The 20,556-nt window shown below is 65.4% G+C and carries 21 protein-coding genes; 12 read left to right on the forward strand and 9 right to left on the reverse strand.

The window, feature by feature from the left end; all coding sequences use genetic code 11:
- Both G467_RS0111800 and G467_RS0111805 read right to left on the reverse strand, forming a co-directional pair.
- The gene (locus tag G467_RS0111800) at window positions 1-606 is read right to left on the reverse strand and encodes a YdeI/OmpD-associated family protein (protein ID WP_022969945.1); all 606 of its coding nucleotides are present in this window, start codon (window positions 604-606) and stop codon (window positions 1-3) included.
- A 9-nt stretch (window positions 607-615) separates the two neighbouring features.
- Entirely contained in the window at window positions 616-2,391 is a 1,776-nt protein-coding gene (locus tag G467_RS0111805) for a M1 family metallopeptidase (protein ID WP_022969946.1), read from the reverse strand.
- Window positions 2,392-2,561: 170 nt separating this feature from the next.
- Between G467_RS0111805 and G467_RS0111810 the strand changes: the two genes are divergently transcribed.
- The 5 genes from G467_RS0111810 (at window position 2,562) to G467_RS0111830 (ending at window position 8,415) form a co-directional block, all read left to right on the forward strand.
- Window positions 2,562-4,475: a CASTOR/POLLUX-related putative ion channel gene (locus G467_RS0111810; RefSeq protein WP_022969947.1), complete on the forward strand. Its 1,914-nt coding sequence runs from the start codon at window positions 2,562-2,564 to the stop codon at window positions 4,473-4,475.
- A gap of 267 nt (window positions 4,476-4,742) precedes the next feature.
- A complete protein-coding gene (locus G467_RS16605) occupies window positions 4,743-5,726 on the forward strand; it encodes an alpha/beta fold hydrolase (RefSeq protein WP_022969948.1) in 984 nt (327 codons plus the stop codon).
- A 162-nt stretch (window positions 5,727-5,888) separates the two neighbouring features.
- Window positions 5,889-6,131, forward strand: a complete 243-nt coding sequence (locus G467_RS0111820; protein WP_026802628.1) for a hypothetical protein — start codon at window positions 5,889-5,891, stop codon at window positions 6,129-6,131.
- Between the two features lie 59 nt (window positions 6,132-6,190).
- Window positions 6,191-6,421, forward strand: coding sequence for a putative cation transport regulator ChaB (chaB, locus tag G467_RS0111825; RefSeq protein WP_022969950.1), 231 nt, complete (start codon window positions 6,191-6,193; stop codon window positions 6,419-6,421).
- Between the two features lie 8 nt (window positions 6,422-6,429).
- Window positions 6,430-8,415 (forward strand): AsmA family protein, encoded by a 1,986-nt coding sequence (locus tag G467_RS0111830; protein ID WP_022969951.1) that lies wholly within the window; start codon window positions 6,430-6,432, stop codon window positions 8,413-8,415.
- Between the two features lie 6 nt (window positions 8,416-8,421).
- On the opposite strand, the gene G467_RS0111835 is transcribed toward G467_RS0111830, so the two are convergent.
- Entirely contained in the window at window positions 8,422-8,835 is a 414-nt protein-coding gene (locus tag G467_RS0111835) for an LIC_13387 family protein (protein WP_026802630.1), read from the reverse strand.
- Window positions 8,836-9,014: 179 nt separating this feature from the next.
- On the opposite strand from G467_RS0111835, the gene G467_RS0111840 reads away from it, so the two are divergent.
- Window positions 9,015-10,145 carry a GGDEF domain-containing protein gene (locus tag G467_RS0111840; protein WP_026802631.1) on the forward strand — a complete coding sequence of 377 codons (1,131 nt, stop codon included), beginning with the start codon at window positions 9,015-9,017 and terminating at the stop codon, window positions 10,143-10,145.
- Window positions 10,146-10,172: 27 nt separating this feature from the next.
- On the opposite strand, the gene G467_RS18425 is transcribed toward G467_RS0111840, so the two are convergent.
- Together G467_RS18425 and G467_RS0111850 are read right to left on the reverse strand one after the other, a co-directional pair.
- Window positions 10,173-10,514, reverse strand: coding sequence for an I78 family peptidase inhibitor (locus G467_RS18425; RefSeq protein ID WP_051130469.1), 342 nt, complete (start codon window positions 10,512-10,514; stop codon window positions 10,173-10,175).
- 102 nt (window positions 10,515-10,616) lie between these two features.
- Window positions 10,617-10,892, reverse strand: coding sequence for a GNAT family N-acetyltransferase (locus tag G467_RS0111850; protein WP_022969955.1), 276 nt, complete (start codon window positions 10,890-10,892; stop codon window positions 10,617-10,619).
- A gap of 119 nt (window positions 10,893-11,011) precedes the next feature.
- Between G467_RS0111850 and G467_RS0111855 the strand changes: the two genes are divergently transcribed.
- The 4 genes from G467_RS0111855 (at window position 11,012) to G467_RS0111870 (ending at window position 14,768) form a co-directional block, all read left to right on the forward strand.
- Window positions 11,012-11,449: an FKBP-type peptidyl-prolyl cis-trans isomerase gene (locus G467_RS0111855; protein WP_022969956.1), complete on the forward strand. Its 438-nt coding sequence runs from the start codon at window positions 11,012-11,014 to the stop codon at window positions 11,447-11,449.
- Window positions 11,450-11,467: 18 nt separating this feature from the next.
- The gene (locus tag G467_RS0111860) at window positions 11,468-12,418 is read left to right on the forward strand and encodes a hypothetical protein (RefSeq protein WP_022969957.1); all 951 of its coding nucleotides are present in this window, start codon (window positions 11,468-11,470) and stop codon (window positions 12,416-12,418) included.
- 72 nt (window positions 12,419-12,490) lie between these two features.
- Window positions 12,491-13,564 carry an SPFH and helix-turn-helix domain-containing protein gene (locus G467_RS0111865; RefSeq protein WP_022969958.1) on the forward strand — a complete coding sequence of 358 codons (1,074 nt, stop codon included), beginning with the start codon at window positions 12,491-12,493 and terminating at the stop codon, window positions 13,562-13,564.
- 85 nt (window positions 13,565-13,649) lie between these two features.
- On the forward strand, window positions 13,650-14,768 hold the full coding sequence (locus G467_RS0111870) for a TFIIB-type zinc ribbon-containing protein (RefSeq protein WP_211214064.1): 1,119 nt from the start codon (window positions 13,650-13,652) through the stop codon (window positions 14,766-14,768).
- On the opposite strand, the gene G467_RS16615 is transcribed toward G467_RS0111870, so the two are convergent.
- The 3 genes from G467_RS16615 to G467_RS0111885 all read right to left on the reverse strand — a co-directional run bounded on the left by G467_RS16615 (window position 14,740) and on the right by G467_RS0111885 (window position 18,031).
- Window positions 14,740-16,266, reverse strand: coding sequence for a S41 family peptidase (locus tag G467_RS16615; protein WP_022969959.1), 1,527 nt, complete (start codon window positions 16,264-16,266; stop codon window positions 14,740-14,742). The genes G467_RS0111870 and G467_RS16615 overlap by 29 nt on opposite strands.
- 88 nt (window positions 16,267-16,354) lie before the next feature.
- A complete protein-coding gene (locus G467_RS0111880) occupies window positions 16,355-17,443 on the reverse strand; it encodes a helix-turn-helix domain-containing protein (RefSeq protein ID WP_026802633.1) in 1,089 nt (362 codons plus the stop codon).
- A gap of 84 nt (window positions 17,444-17,527) precedes the next feature.
- On the reverse strand, window positions 17,528-18,031 hold the full coding sequence (locus tag G467_RS0111885) for a hypothetical protein (protein ID WP_022969961.1): 504 nt from the start codon (window positions 18,029-18,031) through the stop codon (window positions 17,528-17,530).
- Between the two features lie 141 nt (window positions 18,032-18,172).
- Here G467_RS0111885 and G467_RS17600 point away from each other — a divergent pair, with 141 nt between their 5' ends.
- Both G467_RS17600 and G467_RS16625 read left to right on the forward strand, forming a co-directional pair.
- Entirely contained in the window at window positions 18,173-18,649 is a 477-nt protein-coding gene (locus G467_RS17600; protein WP_022969962.1) for an SRPBCC family protein, read from the forward strand.
- Window positions 18,649-19,545: a sterol desaturase family protein gene (locus G467_RS16625; protein ID WP_022969963.1), complete on the forward strand. Its 897-nt coding sequence runs from the start codon at window positions 18,649-18,651 to the stop codon at window positions 19,543-19,545. Before G467_RS17600 ends, G467_RS16625 begins: the two co-directional genes overlap by 1 nt.
- Here G467_RS16625 and G467_RS0111900 read toward each other — a convergent pair.
- A complete protein-coding gene (locus tag G467_RS0111900) occupies window positions 19,520-20,479 on the reverse strand; it encodes a nuclear transport factor 2 family protein (protein ID WP_022969964.1) in 960 nt (319 codons plus the stop codon). The two genes, G467_RS16625 and G467_RS0111900, sit on opposite strands and share 26 nt — an antisense overlap.
- Between the last annotated feature and the right edge of the window lie 77 nt (window positions 20,480-20,556).

Below are 20,556 nucleotides of genomic sequence, written 5' to 3' on the forward strand. Positions count from 1 at the left end.
TCAACAATCCATGTACTTCCAGTTGCGCGGCTTGCCTTCGGCCAGCCATTCGACCGCCTGGGCGATGCGCCGCTGCCGGGTCTCGTCGCGCTTGGCTTCGGTAATCCACTCGATGTATTCGCGCTTGTGGCTTGGGCTGAAGGCCTCGAAACAGGCGAGCGCCTTGCGCTTCTTGCCCATCGCCGCGAGGAAATCCGCCGGCGGCAGCGGCGCGGGCTTGGGCTTGGCGGCTTTTTTCGCGGCTGCCGGCGCAGCGCCGTCGCGCTTGATCTTCATCGCCTTGTGGATGTAAGCGGTCAGCACTTTTTTCGACGGCAGCTGGGACAGTTCCGTCAGACAGCCAAACTGCCCCATCGCCGATTCATCGGCGGCATCCGCCACGACCTGCGCGCCCTTCCAGAAACCGAAACTGCAATGTTTCTTGAAGGCCGCGAACCCGCACAGCAGCCCGCCCTGATAGAGAAAATGCGGCATGCCCCACTTGATCGCCTCCTCGGTCTCCGGACAGGCCGCATGCACGACCTCGCGCAGATGCCGCAGGATCGGCCGGGCGAACTCAGCCGATTTTTCGATGTACGCGTCGACGCGGGGGTCCCGGCTACCCATCGCGGCCTCCTACTTCTTCTTCGCGGCTTCCGCGGCGGCGCGCTCCGCCATCGCCTTCATGCGCTCCGCCTCGAAACGCTGGTAGACGTCGATATAGTCTTCCTGGCGCAACACCTTGGAATGCGGGTCGAGCGTATAGACCGAATGCGCCGACAGCGCAACACGACCGCGACCGTCGGCCATCGTCAGCGTCTGCACGCGACCGTCGACACGCACGTCCACCGGCATCGGGAACGGGCCGTTGCCCTGCGTCTTCCAGCTCAGGTTCAGGCCGGTCGCATCGCGCTGCACCAGCAACTGCGGCAAGGCCGCCTGGTACAGATAGACGTCGAAGAACCAGGTGTAGTCCTTGCCGGTGACCTCGTTGATGATCGCCAGAAATTCCTTGGTGCTGCCATAGCGCGGCTTGAAATTGCCCGGCTTCGGCGTCGCCGTGCCGTAGACCAGGCGGCGCACGGAAGTGAAGAAGGCCTCGTCTCCGATCAACTGGCGCAGCGTATGCAGGATCACCGAGCCCTTGGCATAGATATCGCCGCCCGGACCGCGCTCTCCGCTGTACACGTCTTCCTCGCGCATGGTCTGGCCGGAGACGACCGGGAACTTGTTGCGGATCTTGATGCGGTGCGAGTTGAGCTGCGTGTAGTACAGCAGGTCGCCATGCAGGTACTCCATGTACAGCGGCTGCATGTAGCTGCCGAAACCCTCGTGCAGCCACATGTCATCCCAATCGCTGTTGGTGAGCTGGTTGCCGAACCACTCGTGGGAAAACTCGTGCTGCAGCAACTCGTCGTAGCCGTACGAGGTTTTCACGTATTCGTTGCCGTAGGCATTGATCGTCTGGTGTTCCATGCCTTTGTGCGGGGTTTCGACCACGCCCATCTTCTCGTCGGCGAACGGATACGGGCCGATGGTGCTCTCGAAGAAATCGAGCAGCTGCGGAAATTCCGTGAACAGCACCTTGGCCTTGGCTTCGTTACCGCGCAGATACCAGAAGCGCAGGGGAATCGTATTGCCGAAACGGCTTTGATAGTCGGCCGAGAGCAATTCGTACGGCCCGATGTTCAGCGCGATGGAATACGTGTCCGGATTCTTGATGCGCCAGTGATACGTGCGCCAGCCGTTCTTCTCTTCCATGCCCATCGCCACGCCATTGCCGGCCGCGACCAGGGGCGCGGGCACGGTGATGTGCTGGTCGACGATTTCCGGCTCGCCCATTGGATGATCGATGCAGGGCCAGAACAGGTCGCAGCCCTCGCCCTGCACCGCCGTGGCGATCCAGGGTTCGCCGGTCGGCGCCGTTGCCCAGACAAAACCACCGTCCCAGGGCGCACGCGCGGCGACATGCGGCTTGCCGGCATAGACGAGGCGCACGGTCGTGCGTTCGCCGACGGCGAGCGGTTTGGGCAAGGTCACCGTGACCTGGCCATCGGGATTGCTGTAGGCCGTCGCAGCGAGCACCTGGCCATCGACCTCGACGCGCGAGATCGGCAGGTTCTGGTCCAGGTCCACGACGATGCGCGCGACCGGCGCAGTCGCGCGAAAGGTCAGCGCGGCGTTGCCGTCGAGATGTTTCTTCGCCGGATCGACGGTGAACTGCAGGTCGGCCTTCTCGAAGACGACAGCCTTCTGCTCGGGCGTCATCGGTGCGCCGGAATACACCGTGCGTTCGGTCAGGACCGGTTGCTCGGGTTTGACTGGCGACGTGGCGGCGGCCGCTTGCGCGTGCACGTCGGAGGCGGAACCGACCAGCAGCAGGCCGGCCATCAGCGGAAGCGTCTTGTTCATGCGGTGGTCTTTCCCTTGTTCGATCCCCGAGGCGAAGGCCCGATGCTACCCCCGTGCCCCGGCGGCGGCGATAGGCCAAAGGGGCCAGAAGGCCCGACCGCCCTGTGACAGGCTTCCCAGTGTCGCGCACGACCCGCTAAAGTCGGGCCTTCACAGCCCATCGGTTTCCCATGTCCGCACATCAGCAGGTCACCTGGCGCGACCGTCTGCGCTATCGCTTCGAAAACACCCTGTCCAAGGGCCCCATCGCGATCATCGGCTGGCTGGCGTTGATTTCCGCCGCCATCGTCATCGTAGCCGCAGTCACGCTGACCGCACTCGGCGTCGGCACCGACCCGAGCGACCCGGCCAGCCATCTGGACATCATCGAGGGCGGCTGGCAAAGCCTCATGCGCACGCTCGATGCCGGCAACCTCGCCGGCGACGAAGGCTGGCCGCTGCGCATCCCGATGCTGCTGGTGACCGTCGGCGGCATCTTCATCGTCAGCATGCTGATCGGCACCATCACCTCGGGCCTGGAATCGCGGCTCGAGGAAATGCGCAAGGGCCGCTCGCGCGTCATCGAGAAGAACCACACCCTGATCCTGGGCTGGTCGAGCAAGGTCTTCTCGATCATCGGCGAGCTCATCATCGCCAACGAGAACCAGAAGAACCCGCGCATCGTCATTCTCGCCGACCGCGACAAGGTCGAGATGGAAGACGACATCCGCGCCAAATTCCCCGACACCAAGAACACGCGGGTCATCTGCCGCAGCGGCGACCCGCTCGATCTCGACGATCTCGCCGTCGTCGATCCGCATGCGGCGCGCTCGATCATCGTGCTCGCGCCGGAAACCGACAAACCCGACATCCACGTGATCAAGTCGGTGCTGGCGGTGACCAACAATCCCGATCGCCGCGAAGGCGCCTACCACATCGTCGCCGAGATCCGCGAAGACCGGAATCTCGAAGCGGCGGCCCTGGTCGGCGGCGACGAGGCCGTGTTCATCCAGGGCGACGACCTCATCGCCCGCGTCACCGCGCAGACCTGCCGTCAGTCGGGCCTGAGCGTGGTCTACACCGAGCTACTGGATTTCGACGGTGCGGAAATCTATTTCACCGACGCCGCGCCGCTGGCCGGCCGGACCTTCCGCCAAGCCCTGGTGGCGTTTGAGGATTCGGCGCTGATCGGCCTCATGCGCGCCGACGGCGAAGTGCTGATCAACCCGCCGATGACCACGCGCGTGGCCAGCGGCGACCAGCTCATCGCGATCAGCGAAGACGACGACACCCTCGTGCTGTCGGGCAAGGCGGCACCGGAGCCGGACCTGTCGGCGGTCACGCACCGCGACAAAGCCGAAGCCCGCCCCGAACGCACCCTGATCCTGGGCTACAACGGCAAGACCGAGGCGGTCATCCGCGAACTCGACAATTATGTCGCGCCGGGCTCGGAAGTCATCGTGATCTGCCGCGGCGAAGGCGCGCGCGACTCCCTGCAGACCCTGTCCAAGCGCCTCGTGCGCCAGCGCCTGCGCGCGGCCGATGGCGACATCACCAGCCGCGGCATCCTCGACGCGGTCAAGGTCACCGAGTTCGACCACATCATCGTCATGAGCTACACGCACCTGCCGATCCAGGAAGCCGACGCGCAGACCCTCATCTGCCTGCTGCACCTGCGCAACATCGCCGAAGCCGCCGACAAGGACCTGAGCATCGTCAGCGAGATGATGGACCTGCGCAACCGCGCCCTCGCCCAGGTCGCCCGCGCCGACGACTTCATCGTCAGCGACAAACTCGTCAGCCTCATGCTGTCCCAGCTGTCGGAGAACAAACACCTCGACCGTGTCTTCCGCCAACTGTTCAGCGCCGAAGGCTCCGAGGTCTACATCCGCCCCATCACCGACTACGTCAAACCCGGCGTACCCGTGGACTTCTACACCCTCATCGAAGCCGCCGCCCAGCGCGGCGAAACCGCGATCGGCTACCGCCAAATCGAATTCAGCGGCGACCCCACCAAGGGCTTCGGCGTGAAGGTGAATCCAAACAAGGCAGAGAAGATCGTGTTCGATCAGAGCGATCGCATCATCGTCCTCGCGGAAGACTGAGAGCCGAGTGCTCGTCTGATTCAACCAGCGATACCAAGTCAAGCGACCTCGCGCTCGCATTTCAACCAAGCCGGTAACGTGCGGCGACTTGAAATGCGAGCGTGAGGTCGCTGCTCGCGATGCTTTTTTCTGGTTCAGCGCGGTCAGAGGCTTATCGCGGTCAGGCCCGCTCCCACAAGCCCGCTCCTACAATGCGGTGCGTCATGTGCGGCTGCCGGTTTTACGGCAACATCGCGTTGCAGGGAGAGTAGCCAGCGGAGAATCGTCATGACCGACTATGTCCTCACCACCCGTCGCAAGCGCAACGGCCAATACGGCGACGAGCCCGGTCCCAGCAGCTTCCTCTTCGTCCCGCCCAGCAAGATTCCCGAACCCGCCCACGAAGCCCCCAGCCCCGATGCCTGGGCACGCGAGGTCCGCAAGGCCGCCACCTGGGGCGTCGATGCCCGCACCGGTCATCCGCGCGGCGATGTGCTCGTGTTCGTGCACGGCTACAACAACTCGCCCGACACCATCATTAACCGCCATCGCCGCCTCGACACCGACCTAAAAGCCGCCGGCTTCAAGGGCGTCATCGTGTCCTACGACTGGCCCAGCGCCTCTTCCGCCTTCAACTACCTCGAAGACCGCCACGACGCCAAATCCACCGCCATGCGTCTGGTCAGCGACGGCATCGCCCTGCTCGCGAAACTGCAGACGCCCGATTGCAGCATCAACATCCACATCCTCGCGCATTCCATGGGCGCCTTCGTCGTGCGCGAAGCCTTCGACGACGCCGATGACAGCAAACTCGCGCGCAACGACTGGCTGGTCAGCCAGGTGTGTTTCATCGCCGGCGATGTTTCCTCGGGCTCGATGGCCGCCGACAACGCGACCAGCGACTCCCTGTTCCGCCACTGCGTGCGTCTGACCAACTATCACAACCGCAACGACGGCGTGCTCAAGCTCAGCAATGCCAAACGCCTGGGCGTGGCACCGCGCGTCGGCCGCGTCGGATTGCCGAACGATCCGAACCCGCGCGCGATCGACGTCGACTGCTCCGCGTACTTCGAAAAATTGAACACCGATCCGGTGCTGAAAAAGAAGGAACAGCTCGCCGAAGCCGGCTCCTTCGAACACTCCTGGTTTTTCGGCAACCAACGCTTCGCCAAGGACCTGTTCGAGACCCTGCGCGGCGATCTGAGCGCGCAGGACATTCCCACGCGCCTGCCCGGTCCGAAGTCCTGGCAGACACAATTGCTGCCGAGCTAAATCCAACCGACCCGTCGTGCAATGCGAACGATGCGCCGGGCATCGTGCATGGCCGTGCGCGGGATCAAGGCGTTATCGCGTGACCTGATGCACGTTCCAGACTGATTTCCGCCCGGCACGATGCTTGCAACGCTCTCTGCGGGATCACGACCGGAGTCGAGCATGCGCAAGGCCAACCCGACATGGAAAAAGCTCAAGGCACGCCTGGTGTCGGCCTGGCATGTATTGCGTGGGCGCAAGCCGGCCCTCGGTCATTCCCCGTTTGCGCGGTCAGGCAGCACGCTCGGCGAAACCTTCCCGAGCAGCGCATGGTCGGCCACGCCCATGCGCAACGAATGGAAGACGTCTCAGCTGCACGGCAGCGTGACGCGATCGAGCCCCACTTCCTTCCGTTCCTCGCGCTGATTCCCTTCCTTCATTGCGTCGGCCTCCGCGGCGGCCCTCCAGACCACGGAGTTTCCCTCATGCCTTACAAGAGCATCCAGGATCTGCCCGACAGCGTGCGCGAGCATCTGCCCGACCACGCGCAGGAAATCTACAAGGAGGCCTTCGCCAGCGGCTGGCGCGAGCATGCGCATGCCGAAGAGCGGCGCGACAGCGCCAGTCGCGAGGAAACCGCGCACAAGATCGCCTGGGCCGCCGTCAAGCACACCTATGAAAAGGGCGACGACGGCCGCTGGCACCGGAAGTCGTGAGGCGTGACATGATTTCCCGGTCGATCGCCGCTCTGGTTGCCGTCTCCGCACCGGGCACGCCCCGCCCGACGACCTCACGCGATGTCTGGATCCGTCGCGGCGAGCTGCTGCTGGCTGCAATCCTGCTCGTGATCCTCGCGGTCATGCTGTTCGACTGGAACATGCTTCGCGGCCCGATCGGGCGCCGCGTCACCGCCGCTACCGGCCGCGAGTTCCGCATTCTCGGCGATCTCGATGTCGATCTCGGCTGGCAGCCGCGCATCCTGGCCGACCGGGTCTATCTCGCGAACGCGCCCGGCGCGAAAGAACCGCGTATGGCCAGCGCCGAACGCGTGGACATGACCGTCGACCTGCGCGCGCTGCTGCACGGCGATGTCGTGCTGCCCCGCGTCACGCTTCGCCAGCCGGTGCTGTTGCTCGAACTCGACGCAAAAGGCCATCCGAACTGGGATTTCGACGTTGCCGACACGAAGCCCTTCGACTGGCCGCTGATCCGCGATTTCCAGGTGGGCGCCGGCCGCTTCTTCTATCGCAACCCCAAGACACGCACGAATGTCGCGCTGGACGTGCACAGCGGCGAGCCCGAAGCGGATTCGCGCATCGCGGCCCTGCTCATCGATGGCAAGGGGGTGTACGGCGGGAACCCGTTCACGATGACGGGCCGGGTCGAATCGCCGCTGGAGCTCGCGCATGCCGAGCGCCCGTATCGCATCGACCTGCAGGCGAAAGCCGGCGCGACCCGCGCGACCGCACGCGGCGAACTCATCGGCGCGCTGCAACTCACCGGCTTCGATCTCGATTTCGGCTTGTCTGGTCCGGACATGGCCTTGCTGTATCCCTTGATCGGCGTCGCGACTCCGAATACGCCGCCGTATCACCTGCGCGGCCGTCTGCGGCGCGTGGCGCACACCTGGATGTACGACAACTTCAAGGGTGTCGTCGGCGACAGCGATCTGGCCGGCGACGCCAGCGTCGAAACCGGCGGCGCCCGTCCGTTTCTGCGCGCACACCTGGTATCGAAGAACCTGGACTTCGACGACCTCGGCGGCTTCGTCGGCGCACCGCCGCAGACCGGTGGCAACGAAACCGCATCCGCCGAACAGAAACAGCAGGCGGCCGCCTTGCGGGCCAGTCCACGCGTCCTGCCCGATGATGAGTTCCATCTCGAGAAGCTGCGCAACATGGACGCCGATGTCAGCCTGAAGGCCGAGCATCTCCACGCGCCCTCGCTGCCGCTGGAGGCGATGACCGCGCATCTGTTCGTCGATGACGGCGTGCTGCGTCTGGACCCGCTCAACTTCAGTGCCGCCGGCGGCGAAATCGAGAGCCGCATTCGTCTGGACGCGCGCGAACCCGTCATCCGCAGTTCCGCGCAGATCACCGCGCGCGGCCTGTCCCTGCCCAAGCTCTTTCCCGATGCCAAACTCACCGAATCGAGCACCGGCCGCATCGGCGGCAGCATCGCGCTCACGGCGCGCGGCAATTCGGTCGCGCGCATGCTCGCGTCGTCCGATGGCGAGGTCGGGCTGATGATGGGCAAGGGCCAGATCAGCAACCTGCTCATGGAATTCGCGGGCCTGGATATCTACGAGTCGCTGAAATTCCTCATCGGCAAGGACCGCACGGTCCCGATCCGTTGTGCGTTCGCAGATTTCGACGTCGACGACGGGCTCATGACGTCCAAGCGCCTGGTTTTCGATACCAGCGATACGGCGATTCTCGGCGAAGGCACGATCAGTCTCGACGACGAGTCGCTCGACCTGCATCTCAAGCCCAAGCCCAAGGACCACAGCCTGTTCTCGCTGCGCTCGCCCCTGATCATCGGCGGCACGTTCAAGGATCCCTCGTTCCGGCCCGATGCCAAGGCCCTGGTTTTCCGCGGCGGCGGTGCCCTGGCGCTCGCCAGCCTCGCGCCCCCGGCGGCCTTGCTCGCCCTGTTCGAAACCGGCCCGGGCAAGGATTCGGCCTGCGAACCGCTGCCGCAGAAGAAGTAGGCCCGCTCAGACGCCCAGACGAAGCGCCGCGATCAGGAAACAGACTGTCGAGATCGCGATGCCGGTCAGCGGAATGCGGAACCAGTATTTGATCGCGAGCACCAGGTAGGCCAGGCAGTTCACGACGGCCAACCAGACGAAAACCGGCGCCACGCGCAGCCAATCCATGTGTCCGATCGCGAGCAGCAGGTATACGGCCGAGAACATCATCGCGCCCAGGCTGTGGCTGCCGTTGAAGCCGATCCACGCCTTCCACACCGTCGTGTGCCCGGTCAGCACCGGCGAGGTCGCCCTCATGGCCTCGCCGACGGCCGGATTGCGCGTGTCGAACTTGTTGGTGAAAAACGTGTACAGCAGATGCAGCGTGCCCAGCAGGCCGAAGATCGCCGCGCCGGTCACCAGCAGGATTTGTTCGAGCATGCGCATCGCCTCCGGTCGGTCGCCACGAGTATGCGCGGCGGACCGGGAATTGCCGAACGTGCGGCGCCTCACGGATCGGCGAACCGGCCGGCGACGCCCTCACGCCGGGGCCCGAAAGCCATGCAACAATCGGCGCAGACCGGCCTGCAGACCGGCGTTTCCGGGAGAGTCGCGCTTCCATGTCCCCGTCATCACCGCCCGTCCCGACCGTCCTCGCGACCGTGGACCTGCGCTTGACCCAGGAAGTCGCGGACACGCGCGAGCGCATCGCGCTCGGCGGATTGTTCTATCTCGCCGGCTGGCTGCTGATCGCGGCCAATGCCCCGGTTTACGTCAGGAATCCCCTGCTCGGCGCGCTGATCGCGGCGGCGTTCGTGGTGCTCGCCGCACTGCGCTTCCTGCGCACCACGCCCCTGCCCGTGCCGGAAAAACAGCAACGCTGGTTGGACCAGCGCTGGCTCATCGTCTATCTCACCGCCGGCCTGTGGGGCGCCGTGCTCGGCTGGACCCTGGCCGAAGCGAGCTTCGCCCCGGCGCGCACCGCCGCCCTGCTGTGCACGATCGCCTACGCCACCGCGATGGCGCATACCTTCAGCATGCGCCGCGGCCGCGCACTGGCCGGCATCGCGCTGATCTACCTGCCCGCCCTGTTCTGGCTGTGGCGCGATCCCGAGCAGCGCATCAATGCGACGGCGATGACGGTGTATCTGATCTATGTCGTGCTCGCGCTGATCGGCAGCCATGCCGAATATCAGCGGCGCCTGGGCATCGACAGCGAGCTGCGCCTGCAACGCGACCGCTACGAAGAACTCAGCCGCACCGACGGCCTGACCGGCCTCGACAACCGCCGGCACTTCAGCCATGTGCTCGACCGCCTGTGCACGCCCGGCGAGGGTGAGGAAACACTGTCGCTGCTGCTCATGGACATCGACCACTTCAAGCGCATCAACGACGAATACGGGCATGCCGTGGGCGATGCCTGCCTGGTGCGTTTCGCCGAGCGTATGCGCCAGCAGTTTCCAGACGCGGACCGGTATCTGGCGCGCGTGGGTGGCGAGGAATTCGCGGTCCTGTTGCCCGGCCGCGATGGCCCGCGAGCGTTCCGGGCCGCCGAGGATTTCCGCAAGAGCCTGGCCGAGGATCCGCTGACACTGCGCGAAGGCCGCCTGCGCATGAGCGTGAGTATCGGCGTCGCCAGTCTGGATCCTGCCCGGCAAACAGGCGGCGACGGTCTGTACCGCGCCGCCGATGGCGCGCTGTATCGCGCCAAGAGCGAAGGCCGCGACCGCGTCTGCCGGGAACCCGTCTAGGCCCCGGCACCGTCGTCGGCCGACCCGCTAGCCGCAGGTCGCGCTGGTGACGAGATTCTTGTCGTCGACGCGCAGGTTCAAGCGCGTGGCGTTGAACTCCATCGTGACCATCTGGCCGGGCTTGAGCACGCGGGCGTACTTGGCGCCGGCATCGTCGCGCGCCTTGTTGAGCACGGATTCGGACGCCGCCTGACCGAGGGTCCATTGGGCCTTGCCCGGATCGCAGGCGGTCGCATCGCTCTGGCCATTGGTCGGAATGTCGTTGGGCGGCGCGGTGGCGCTGGAGGAGTTGGGCTGGTTGCTCATCGCACAGGCGCCGAGAGCGACGCTGAACATGAGGGCGGCGGGGAACAATGCATGACGGGACATTTCCTGTCTCCTGAGTTTGCGTGGTCTGAAGGCAACGCTTTCAACCGGCACGATGCAATGGCCATGGTGTCAGCCACGTGAACGCCCCTGTCGCGCCCTGATTCAAGCCAGTAGGTCGGCAACATCCGGGTGCCGCCGCACATAGGCCGCCGCATAAGCGCAGGCGGGCACGACCTTCCAGCCTTCCGAACGCGCGGTGTCGAACGCGAACTGGGTGATCTCGCCCGCAATGCCCCGCCCACCGACCGCCTGCGGCACACCGGTATGGGTGATCGTCATCGTGTTCGCCGCCAAGTGGTATTCCAGCACGCAGGTGATGCCATCGACCTCGGCGGTGAAGCGGCGGTGGTCGCGATCGTGGTGGATGTCGAGGGGCATGGAGATATCCGGGAAGGCGAGTTAGAGCATGGTAGTGCGCTTGAACCAGACAAGGAAGACGCAGGCCAGGGCCTGCGCAACTTGATATCGTTGCGACTCTTCTGCTTGGAACCCAACGAATGCGCGTCTTCTTTGCCTTTGTGATCGCATTGCTCCTCGCCGCCTGCACCGCCCCCACCCCGTCCGGCGGCCGCGTCGCCGAGCTCATGCTCATCGACGAGAAGGTCGGCACCGGGGCCGTGGCCGGCCCGGGCATGGATGTCGTTGTGCAATACACGGGCTGGTTGTACGACGAGAAGGCGGCGGACAAGCATGGCGAGAAGTTCGACAGTTCCTTCGACCACGGTGGCGAGCCCTTCGTGTTCTTCCTCGGTGGCCGCCAGGTGATCCGCGGCTGGGACGAAGGCATCGAGGGCATGCGCGTCGGCGGCAGGCGCACCCTGATGATTCCACCCGACAAGGCCTATGGCGATGAGGGTGCCGGCAACGGCGTCATTCCGCCGGGGGCCTCGCTGGTGTTCGACGTCGAACTCGTCGATGTCCGCCCACGCAAATAGCCTCTGAACCGGACTGGCATGACCCACAACGCCGAAACCCGCTACCTCGCCAGCCGCTGCCCCACCTGCGGCGCGCCGAAATCGCGACCCTCGCAAACGGCGTACGTGTATTGCGATTTCTGCGGCTCACTGGCCGACTACGATTTTCGCAAAGCCTGCGAAATTCCGCAGCAGATGCCCGGCCCCGTCTATCAGAACCTGGTCGCCGCGCTGCAAAAGAAAACTGCTGCCGCGCTCGCCGCTGGCGACCGCAAGACCTATCGCGACCTGCAGCTGAAGTTGTACGAAGCCTGGGTCGACGCCTGCCCGAACGCCGTGCCGCCGCGCGTGCGCGATGCCGAGTACAAGGCGGCGTATGTCGCCAATCTCGCCGACGCGGGCACGGTCGCGGCCTTCGATCCGCAGTCGGTCGCGTTGAGCGAGCGCATGAATGCCGCGACCGTCGCGATCAAATGGATCACCGGCAAGCCCGGCGTGCCGCCGCGCGTGCATCCCGACAGTTTCGCGCCCGTGCTGGACGCCGTGCTGGCCTCGCTCGAGTACGCGCTGTCGGACGCCGTGCAGTCGCAGATCACCCCGCATCCCGATATGGCGCCGCCCGCGCTGCAGAAACGCATGTCGCAGGCGATGTTCGTGCAGGGCTGGTTGCCGTATCTGGACGAGGCCAATGCCAAGGCCCTGCTCGAACGCACGGGCCTGGCCCAGGAATACGTCACCGCCCCGCCCCTGCACGGCGAAAACGCCGCCTGCGGCCATTGCAAGGCAGCCGTCGAGGTGTTTCCGGGCGCCAAACGCGTGGTCTGTGACAGTTGCGGCCATCAGCTGCGCGTCGACCGGCGCCTGGCCTGCGACGGCTGCGGCACGCATCTGCTGCTCGATGGCGGCGGCAATGCGGTGAATTGCCCATTCTGCCAGCGCCGCCTCGAACGCATCGCCGTGCCTTTCGAATGGCCGGGCATTGCAACGTAAGCTGCGCCGACTAGAATCGGTTTCCCCGGGCAGCTTCACCGCGAGCCAGCCCATTCATTCAAGGAGCGAGTCATGAGCATTCTCGATCTGGTCAAAGGCCAGTTGCTGGAAATCATCGAGTGGACCGACGACTCGCGCGACACGCTGTCGTTCCGCTATCCGGACGACGACAAGGAAATCAAGAACGGCGCCCAGCTCATCGTGCGCGAATCGCAGCAGGTGCAGTTCGTCGCGGCCGGCAAGTACGGCGACGCCTTCGGCCCCGGCAAGCACACGCTCTCGACCGAGAACATCCCGATCCTGTCCGACATCCTCGGCTGGAAATACGGCTTCAAGTCGCCGTTCAAATGCGACGTCTACTACGTCAACACGCGACTGTTCACCGGCAACAAATGGGGCACGTCCAACCCGGTGATGATGCGCGACAAGGATTTCGGCGTCGTGCGCCTGCGCGCGTTCGGCACCTACGATTTCAAGATTGTCGACGTGCCCAAGTTCCTGCGCGAAGTCGCCGGCACCGACCAGAATTTCCGCCTCGACGAATTTGCCGACACGATGCGTTCGCGCATCGTCAGCGTGTTCACCGACGCGCTCGCCACCGCGAACGTGCCCGCGCTCGACGTCGCCTCGCGCTATTCCGAAATGGGCGATGCCCTGCTGCCGATCATCAACCCGGCGGTCAGCGCCAAGTACGGCATCGAGATCACCAGCTTCCTGCTGGAAAACGTTTCCGTGCCGCCGGAAGTCGAACAGGCGATCGACAAGCGCTCGAGCATGGGCGTCATCGGCAACCTCAACGACTACGTCAAATACCAGATGGGCCAGGCGATGGCCGCCGGCGGCGACGCCAGCTCGGCCGCGACGATGCCCGCACAGATGGCGATGGGCTTCGGCATGGCGCAGGAAATGATGCGCAGCATGCAGCAGCCGGGCCAGGCGCCAGGTGGCGCGACGCCACCACCGGTGCCTGCCGCCGCACCCGCCGCGGGTCTGGAAGTGCTCACGCCCGAACAGGCGGCGCAGGTGCTCGGCGTCTCGGTGGAAGACGTGCTCGCCTCGATCACCTCGGGCGACCTGAAAGCCCGCAAGATCGGCAACGCGTATCGCATCGCCAAGGGCGCGCTGGACGAATTCTTGCGTGGGTGAGCGGGGCTTTCGAGCGGCGCCAGCCGCGAGCCCGCGAACGCCCGCCGGCATGCAGGCCGGCGGGCCGGGCATGCGAGGAACCTAAGTGCTCATGGAAAAAAATCCGGCCGTGGTCGGCAAACATCCCTGCCCCGAATGCGGCGGGGATCTGCAGTGGAATGCCGCGAAACAATCGCTGGCCTGCCCGTACTGCGGCACGATCGTGCCCTGGTCGCCGGCGCAGGCCGCGGACCTGGGCGCGACGATCGTCGAGAACGACCTCGCCGCCGCGCTGAAGAATCCGTTCGTCAGCCGCGACTGGGGCGGGGACCGTCGCGAGGTCATGTGCCAGAGCTGTCACGCGATCTCGGTCTTCGTCGACGGCAAGGTCGCCTCGCGCTGCGAGTTCTGCGGCTCGCCCTCGATCATTGCGCATGAGGCCGAACGCGACGCGATCACGCCGCAGAGCCTGCTGCCGTTCAAGATCAGCGACGGCCAGGTGCGCGACATCATCCGCAAGTGGTACGGCTCGCGCTGGTTCGCGCCGAACCGGCTGAAAACTGCCGCCCTCACCGACACCCTGCACGGCGTCTACTTGCCCTACTGGACTTTCGACTCACAGGTGCAGGCGCACTGGACCGCGGAAGCCGGCTACTACTATTACGAAACCGAAACCTACCGCGACGGCCAGGGCCGCACGCAGACGCGTCAGGTGCGGCACACGCGCTGGGAAGACGCGAGCGGCGATCTCGCGCATTTTTTCGACGACGAACTCGTCGCGGGTACCGCGGGTGTGCATCCGGAACTGCTGACGAAAGTCGAGCCCTTCCCCACCGTCAGCGACCTCAAGCCCTATTCGCCCGAATTCGTGCGCGGCTGGACCGTGGAGCGCTACCAGGTCGATCTGAACAAAGCCTCGGCGCAGAACATGGCGAGCATGCAGTCCCAGGTCGAGGCCCTTTGCTCAGCCGCCGTGCCCGGCGACACGCAGCGCAACCTGCAGGTGAATGCGCAATACCAGGGCCGCACGTTCAAGCACATCCTCGTGCCGGTCTGGCTGGTGACCTACACCTACGGCTCGCGCAGCTACCAGGTGCTCGCGAACGGCTACACCGGCGCGATCGCCGGCGAACGGCCATGGAGCTGGGTCAAGATCTTCTTCGCCGGCCTGACCGCACTGATCGTCCTGATGATCTTCATCGGCGTGTTTGGCGGCTCGGAATAGCGTCGTTCGCGGCGGACAGGGCCGCGTCCATTTCCGCATCGTGCCCGGCGAAGATGTCGTCCGCACGTACCGCGACGACGATATCGGGAGTCACGCCCGCATCGGGTCTTGCCACCGTCGAAAATTGCCCGATCAGTGGCAGGTCCAGCTCGATGCCCGACTTGGGCAGGCGCAGGAAGAAGAACGCGCCGCCATTGATGCCCCGTTGATTGCCGCCGGTGGGCTGGCCGACCAAGGTCACTCGCTTGGCGCGTTGCGCGGTGATGGCGAACTCGAACGTCGCCGAGCTGTTGGTCGCTCCCACGAGCACGAAGACCTTCCCGTTGAAGTACGGCGCCTTCGGCGTGATCGCCTCTCCGCCCGGCGCCGTGTCGTAGCGATGCAGCACGAAGAAGCGATCGTCGAATGGCTCGACCTGGTCACCCCAGTCCTTGAACGAGGCATCCCAGGTATCGAGATACGGCAGCAGATCGGCCGGCACCTGGCGATAGCGCACGCGCGGTTGATAGCCGGGGACCGGCAAGACCTCTGTGATCAGATGCGCGAGCAGTTCATCGCCGACACTGAGCCCGCCCTCGTTGCGGCGCAGATCGATGATCAGGGCGCGCACGCCACGACGGGAAAGCTCGGCGAAGTTCGTTTGCAGAAACGCCTTCCAGTCCCAAGGGCTGTCGTAAAGGGCCCAGGTCGGCATGTCGAGCACCGCGATGTCGTCATCGCGGTAGCGAATGGTCCAGGCAGGGGCGCCGTCGTCCTCGTCGGACACCGGTCGTGCCGCCAATCGTTGCGCATACGAGAGCGCGGGTACGGTCACGGTGCGGGCAGCGGTTTCGCCGGGCACCTGCACTTGCAGCGTCTGCGTACTGCCAATCTGCGGAAAGAACAGCGGCAGATAGATGTCGAAGGCCTCGTAGCGGTCGTTGCCCTGCACTTCCAAATAGGCGATGCGTTTGGCTTCATTGCCGCCGTCGGCGCGCGCGATCGTCAGCAGACGCGCGAGGATAGCTTCCGTGGCGATGCCATTGATCGACAGCACCTGCGTTCCGGGGACCAGGGACGCCTCCGTCGACAGATTGCGGGTGATCACCATGCGGCGCTCGAGCCAGCGGAACTGGAACGGCACCCGGTTGGCATTCTCCAGCAGGGCCTCGCGTACGGCCTTGGACTGGTTGTAGAAATTGGCGTAGGTGTGGCCGCACTGGAGCGTCGCCGCGAATTCCGAAAAGGCCAGATACGCGTCGGCCAGGGGCTGGTCGTGGTCGAACTTGTCCCGCAGGACCCGGTAGTGCTCCGTCATCTGCGCCGGCGTGTTGTAGCGATAGAGCCCGGGATGCAACTCGGCATACGCGCGTTCGAGCACGTCGACGTCCGCCTGCAGGTCGGTGCTGCGCAATAGCGGCGTGGCCGGCGTGGCGGCGAACGCCGCGGGGGCAACCAGGAGACAAACGAGCAGGCCGCGTTCCAGCCAGCCGTTGCAGAACTTTTTCCACGGAATCATCGCCCACCCCCTGAGTCCGCCGCAGCCTAGGCAAGCCTCCGTGAAGACCAAGTCTGGGGGAGGACCATAGCGAGAGCCCCCGCGATGCTCAGATCGAACGCCGCGCCTCAGCGCGCCAGGCCGTTGGCGTCTGGCCCGTGCAGGCGCGAAAGGCGCGATTGAAGCTGGCCTTGGAGCCGAAGCCGACATCGAGCGCGATCGCGAGCACCTCGCCGGGCCCGAGCAAACGGCGCTGGGCCTCCTCGACACGCAGGCGGTTGATGAAATCGCTGAAGCTCTGGCCCAAGCCCTCGTTGAGCGCGCGCGACAGATAATTGCTGTTCGTGCCCAGATGCCGCGCGAGATCGGCCAGGCTCAGTTCCGGTTCGCGCCACCAGCCGGCCGCCGCCACCTGCGCAGCCCAGCGTTCGCCGAGCGCGCGCCAGTCGCGTTCGCCGGCCGCGTCGGCTGCCGGCTCGACGCTCGCCGCCTGCATCGGCGGAAAGCGCAGGCCCGCATGCCGCCAGCCTTCGATGCCGAGGTAATACACCAGCAAGCTCAGCACGAGATAGAACGGGAAGTAGTCGAAGTAGTCCAGGCGCGTCACGGCGGTATCGACGACCTGGAAACCCAGATTCAGGACCACGACCACCGCGACCGCCCAGAGAAATCCGCGCAGCCAGCCGAGCCGCAGTTCCTCGCGCTGGCCGCTGTTGGCTTCGAGCCAGGCTTGATAGTTGCGATGCCGACGCAAGGCCAGCGTCCAATACGTCGCTACCGACACCAGGGTCAGTGCGTTCAAGGCCGGCATCACATAGCTCAGATGCCCGCTGTCGTTCCAGACCCATTTGGTTTGCAGCGGCAGACAGAAGGCCACGCCGTAGTACGCACCCTGCACCAGGGCGGGCAAAAAATGCCAGCGCCAACCGGCCGGCAACACCGGATCGCCCAGCGAACGCACGTAGAAATACAGCAAGGGCCCGAACGCGAGCTGCCAATACAGCGGCGCGAAACTCAGCCAGGGCCAGGCATCGTAAAAACCGGCATAACCGATCGTGTACGGCGTGATCAGCAGCACTACCGTGACCAGCAAGGTGGCGAGGAAGCGGTTCGCGAGACGATTGCGCGGCGCGGCCCACAGCAGGCCTGCAACCACCAAACCGTGCAGGCTGCCGGCCAGCAGCAGCGTGCTCCACATTCCGAACTTGATCATGCTGCGCCGCCCCCGAGGTCGATGCAGCCTAGGCAGACGGCCGTGACGGCCAGGTCTAGCCGGCCGGGCTCAGCGGTCGTTGCCGAGCGTCGTGCGCACGATCTCGGCCTTGCGCTTCATCGCGCCCGCCGAGGTGTCGTGCTTCTTGTTCTCGGTGCGCATACGCGTCATCAGGGTGATGTAGTCGCGGTTGAACTGCACGCGGTCGCGTTCGGCCAGCGCGCCGCGACTGCGCAAAGCGGTCTCGCCGCGATCGGCGACATGGCCCGCAGTCGTACCGATGTCGGTGAGCCAAGCGTCGTAGGCGGCGATGCGCCGGGCCTCTTCGACATTCGCGGTCGTGGTGATCACGCCGGCGCCGCGCAGCATCGCATCGCGGTAGCGTTTGAGTTCCTGCACGCGCTGCTGCGTGCACATTTCCAGCGTCTGCTGGCCGCACTGGGTGATCTCCGGGGCCTTGGCCACGGCCGGCGGTGCCGGCTTACGAGCACCGGCGACGGTGGTCTGGGCAGCGAGCGGTCCCGCCGCGGTCAGGCACAGTCCCAGCAACAGCGTTTTCGACAGCACATGCATCGCGACATCCTGTAACGGCGGGGAGCTGGGAGCGAGCATAGCCCCTGGGCCGGCCGAATGTGCAGGCCGTTCGTGCTTGCGCGAGCTGCCGTTCATGCGAAAAACTGGACGCCCGCGACGCGCGGCGCGAGACTTCGTCCCATGCAGATCCACCTCCAGGCCCACCGCCAGATCCACGCCCCGGCGACTGCCGCGTACGCGCTGTGCATCGATGCCGAGCGCTTTCCGTCGGTGTTTCCCGGCTACGGGCCGATTTCTGCGGTCCGCGCCGTCGTGCTCGACGTCGACGCCCCACTCGCGGTCGGCAGCACCCGGCGCGTGTACAACGCCGACGGCTCGATCCTCAGCGAGCGCGTGACCGCTCTGGAAGCACCCAGCCGCCATGCCTACGCGCTGACCGGATTCAGCGCACCGTTCTCCTGGCTCGTGACGCTCGGCGAAGCCGACTGGCGCATCACCGAAACCGCCGGCGTGTCCGACGTGACTTGGCGGTACACGTTCACCCTGACCTCCCCGCTCGCGTATCCCCTGTGCCTGCCCCTGCTCAAACTGTTCATGCAGGGCGCGATGCGCCGCTGCCTCGACGCGATGGCGCAGGCGCTGGAAGGCAAGGCCTGATGGAGAGCTGGATCCTGCTCGCGATGGCGCCAGTATTCCTGGGCCTGATCGCGGTCGAAGCCTGGTACTGGAAAGATCGCCGCCCCGTCTACAGCCTGCGCGACACCTTGTCGAATGCCGCGCTCGCGCTGATGCACCAGGGCGCCGATGCCATCGCCTGGCTGCTCGTCATCGGTCTCTACTACGCGGTGTACCAGCATCGGTTGTTCGATCTGCCGGGGTCGGCCTGGACGATTGCCGGACTGTTTGTCGCGCAGGATTTTTTCTATTACTGGTTCCATCGCGCGCACCACCGCATCCGCTGGATGTGGGCCTCGCATGTCACCCATCACTCGTCCGAGCGCCTGAACCTGTCGACGGCGTTCCGGCAAAGCCTCACCTATCCGATCTCGGGCATGTGGCTGTTCTGGCTGCCGCTGGCCTGGCTGGGCTTCGAGCCGAAGAACATCATCGCGGTCGTCGCGATCAATCTCGGCTTCCAGTTCTTCGTGCACACCGAGGCCGTCGGCAAGCTGGGCTGGATCGAAAGGGTGTTCAACACGCCCTCGCATCACCGCGTGCACCATGCGCGCAATCCCAAGTACATCGACCGCAATTACGCCGGAGTGCTGATCATCTGGGACAAGCTGTTCGGCAGTTTCGTCGAGGAAGACCCGGCGGTGCCCTGCGAGTACGGCGTGGTCACGCCGATCCGCACGCACAACCCGATCACGCTGACGTTTCATGAGTGGATCGCGATGTTCCGCGATGCCGCGCGACCCCAGCAAAGCCTGGGGTCGCGCTTCAAACAGCTGTTCGGACCGCCCGAGCGCGGGCATTCGGAAACGCCGCGCGAGCCGCGGATCGAATTCCGGGACCCACGCCCTGCCCTCAACGCCGGCGATACAGATCGCTGAACATGGAATGGCCGTTGGCCGTCGTCGCCGGCACGCCCTGCGCGACGTCCCAATGTTCGACCAACTCGAAGTCAGCGACGCGATACAAATCACAAACCGCCGCACCCGTGAATTCGTTCGTGGCATCCACGCCCGGATCCGTATTCTGCGAACAAACCACGCTCAGATCACCGTCCGACATCGAGCGCACGATGCGGTAGTTCGAGCCTTCCGGCGCGATGTATTCGATGACCTCGGCCAGCGCGGTGCGGCCGTTCTCGACGTACGGGTTGTGCTGCAGATAGCCCGTCGACCAGAAGCGGTTCAGCAGGCCGAACCGGCGCTGGTCGAAGACCTCGTTCGACAGCTCCGACACCAGCAGGCGGTTCGCTTCCTCGCGGACCTCGGTGACCACCGGTTCGGTACCGGGATACGAATACAGGTTCGAGAACTGCGAATTGCCGCTCGCGGTCTGCGCGGCGACACCGGCGCTGACGGCCCAATGCTCGACGATGACGCCGCGATCAAGCCGGTAGAAGTCGTAGCGGTTGCGGCCGCTCTTCTCGTTCGCCGGCGTCGGCGAGAGCTGCGAATGCACGAAGACCAGGTCGCGGTCGGCGAGGATGTGCTTGATCGTCAGCGTGCGCGCGGGCGTCAGGGCGCGCTGCGCGCTGATCCACTGGATCATCGCGTCGCGGCCGTCGGCGATCGCCGGGTCGTGCTGGATCAGATCGCGCGCGAAGAACAGGCGCAGCTTGTCGATGTCGGTGTGGCTGAGCATCGCGTTGCTGAACAGGGTGACCAGGGTCTTGTTGAGTTGCTCGGTGACGTGATCCTGGTAGCCGGGTGTGGGGTGGTTGCTGAAGCCTTCGGTGGCCGCGGCGCGGTTGCCGAAGGCGGCGAACAGGGCCGCGGCGAGTGCGACGCGCAGGGCGTGCGGGGACGTGAGTTGCATCGGGAGTTCTCCATGCGGCGGGGCCGCGTTGCAGATCGGAACGGGGGCCTTCCCGCAGCCGGATGGGCCAGGGACGC

It is taken from the genome of Arenimonas oryziterrae DSM 21050 = YC6267, from assembly GCF_000420545.1.
GTDB lineage: Bacteria > Pseudomonadota > Gammaproteobacteria > Xanthomonadales > Xanthomonadaceae > Arenimonas > Arenimonas oryziterrae.

Excerpts from the sequence above, each read along its gene's own strand:
- G467_RS0111800 (WP_022969945.1), bottom strand. The coding sequence starts at position 606 with ATGGGTAGCCGGGACCCCCGCGTCGACGCGTACATCGAAAAATCGGCT.
- G467_RS0111805 (WP_022969946.1), bottom strand. The coding sequence starts at position 2,391 with ATGAACAAGACGCTTCCGCTGATGGCCGGCCTGCTGCTGGTCGGTTCC.
- G467_RS0111810 (WP_022969947.1), top strand. The coding sequence starts at position 2,562 with ATGTCCGCACATCAGCAGGTCACCTGGCGCGACCGTCTGCGCTATCGC.
- G467_RS16605 (WP_022969948.1), top strand. The coding sequence starts at position 4,743 with ATGACCGACTATGTCCTCACCACCCGTCGCAAGCGCAACGGCCAATAC.
- G467_RS0111820 (WP_026802628.1), top strand. The coding sequence starts at position 5,889 with ATGCGCAAGGCCAACCCGACATGGAAAAAGCTCAAGGCACGCCTGGTG.
- chaB (WP_022969950.1), top strand. The coding sequence starts at position 6,191 with ATGCCTTACAAGAGCATCCAGGATCTGCCCGACAGCGTGCGCGAGCAT.
- G467_RS0111830 (WP_022969951.1), top strand. The coding sequence starts at position 6,430 with ATGATTTCCCGGTCGATCGCCGCTCTGGTTGCCGTCTCCGCACCGGGC.
- G467_RS0111835 (WP_026802630.1), bottom strand. The coding sequence starts at position 8,835 with ATGCTCGAACAAATCCTGCTGGTGACCGGCGCGGCGATCTTCGGCCTG.
- G467_RS0111840 (WP_026802631.1), top strand. The coding sequence starts at position 9,015 with ATGTCCCCGTCATCACCGCCCGTCCCGACCGTCCTCGCGACCGTGGAC.
- G467_RS18425 (WP_051130469.1), bottom strand. The coding sequence starts at position 10,514 with ATGTCCCGTCATGCATTGTTCCCCGCCGCCCTCATGTTCAGCGTCGCT.
- G467_RS0111850 (WP_022969955.1), bottom strand. The coding sequence starts at position 10,892 with ATGCCCCTCGACATCCACCACGATCGCGACCACCGCCGCTTCACCGCC.
- G467_RS0111855 (WP_022969956.1), top strand. The coding sequence starts at position 11,012 with ATGCGCGTCTTCTTTGCCTTTGTGATCGCATTGCTCCTCGCCGCCTGC.
- G467_RS0111860 (WP_022969957.1), top strand. The coding sequence starts at position 11,468 with ATGACCCACAACGCCGAAACCCGCTACCTCGCCAGCCGCTGCCCCACC.
- G467_RS0111865 (WP_022969958.1), top strand. The coding sequence starts at position 12,491 with ATGAGCATTCTCGATCTGGTCAAAGGCCAGTTGCTGGAAATCATCGAG.
- G467_RS16615 (WP_022969959.1), bottom strand. The coding sequence starts at position 16,266 with ATGATTCCGTGGAAAAAGTTCTGCAACGGCTGGCTGGAACGCGGCCTG.
- G467_RS0111880 (WP_026802633.1), bottom strand. The coding sequence starts at position 17,443 with ATGTGGAGCACGCTGCTGCTGGCCGGCAGCCTGCACGGTTTGGTGGTT.
- G467_RS0111885 (WP_022969961.1), bottom strand. The coding sequence starts at position 18,031 with ATGCATGTGCTGTCGAAAACGCTGTTGCTGGGACTGTGCCTGACCGCG.
- G467_RS17600 (WP_022969962.1), top strand. The coding sequence starts at position 18,173 with ATGCAGATCCACCTCCAGGCCCACCGCCAGATCCACGCCCCGGCGACT.
- G467_RS16625 (WP_022969963.1), top strand. The coding sequence starts at position 18,649 with ATGGAGAGCTGGATCCTGCTCGCGATGGCGCCAGTATTCCTGGGCCTG.
- G467_RS0111900 (WP_022969964.1), bottom strand. The coding sequence starts at position 20,479 with ATGCAACTCACGTCCCCGCACGCCCTGCGCGTCGCACTCGCCGCGGCC.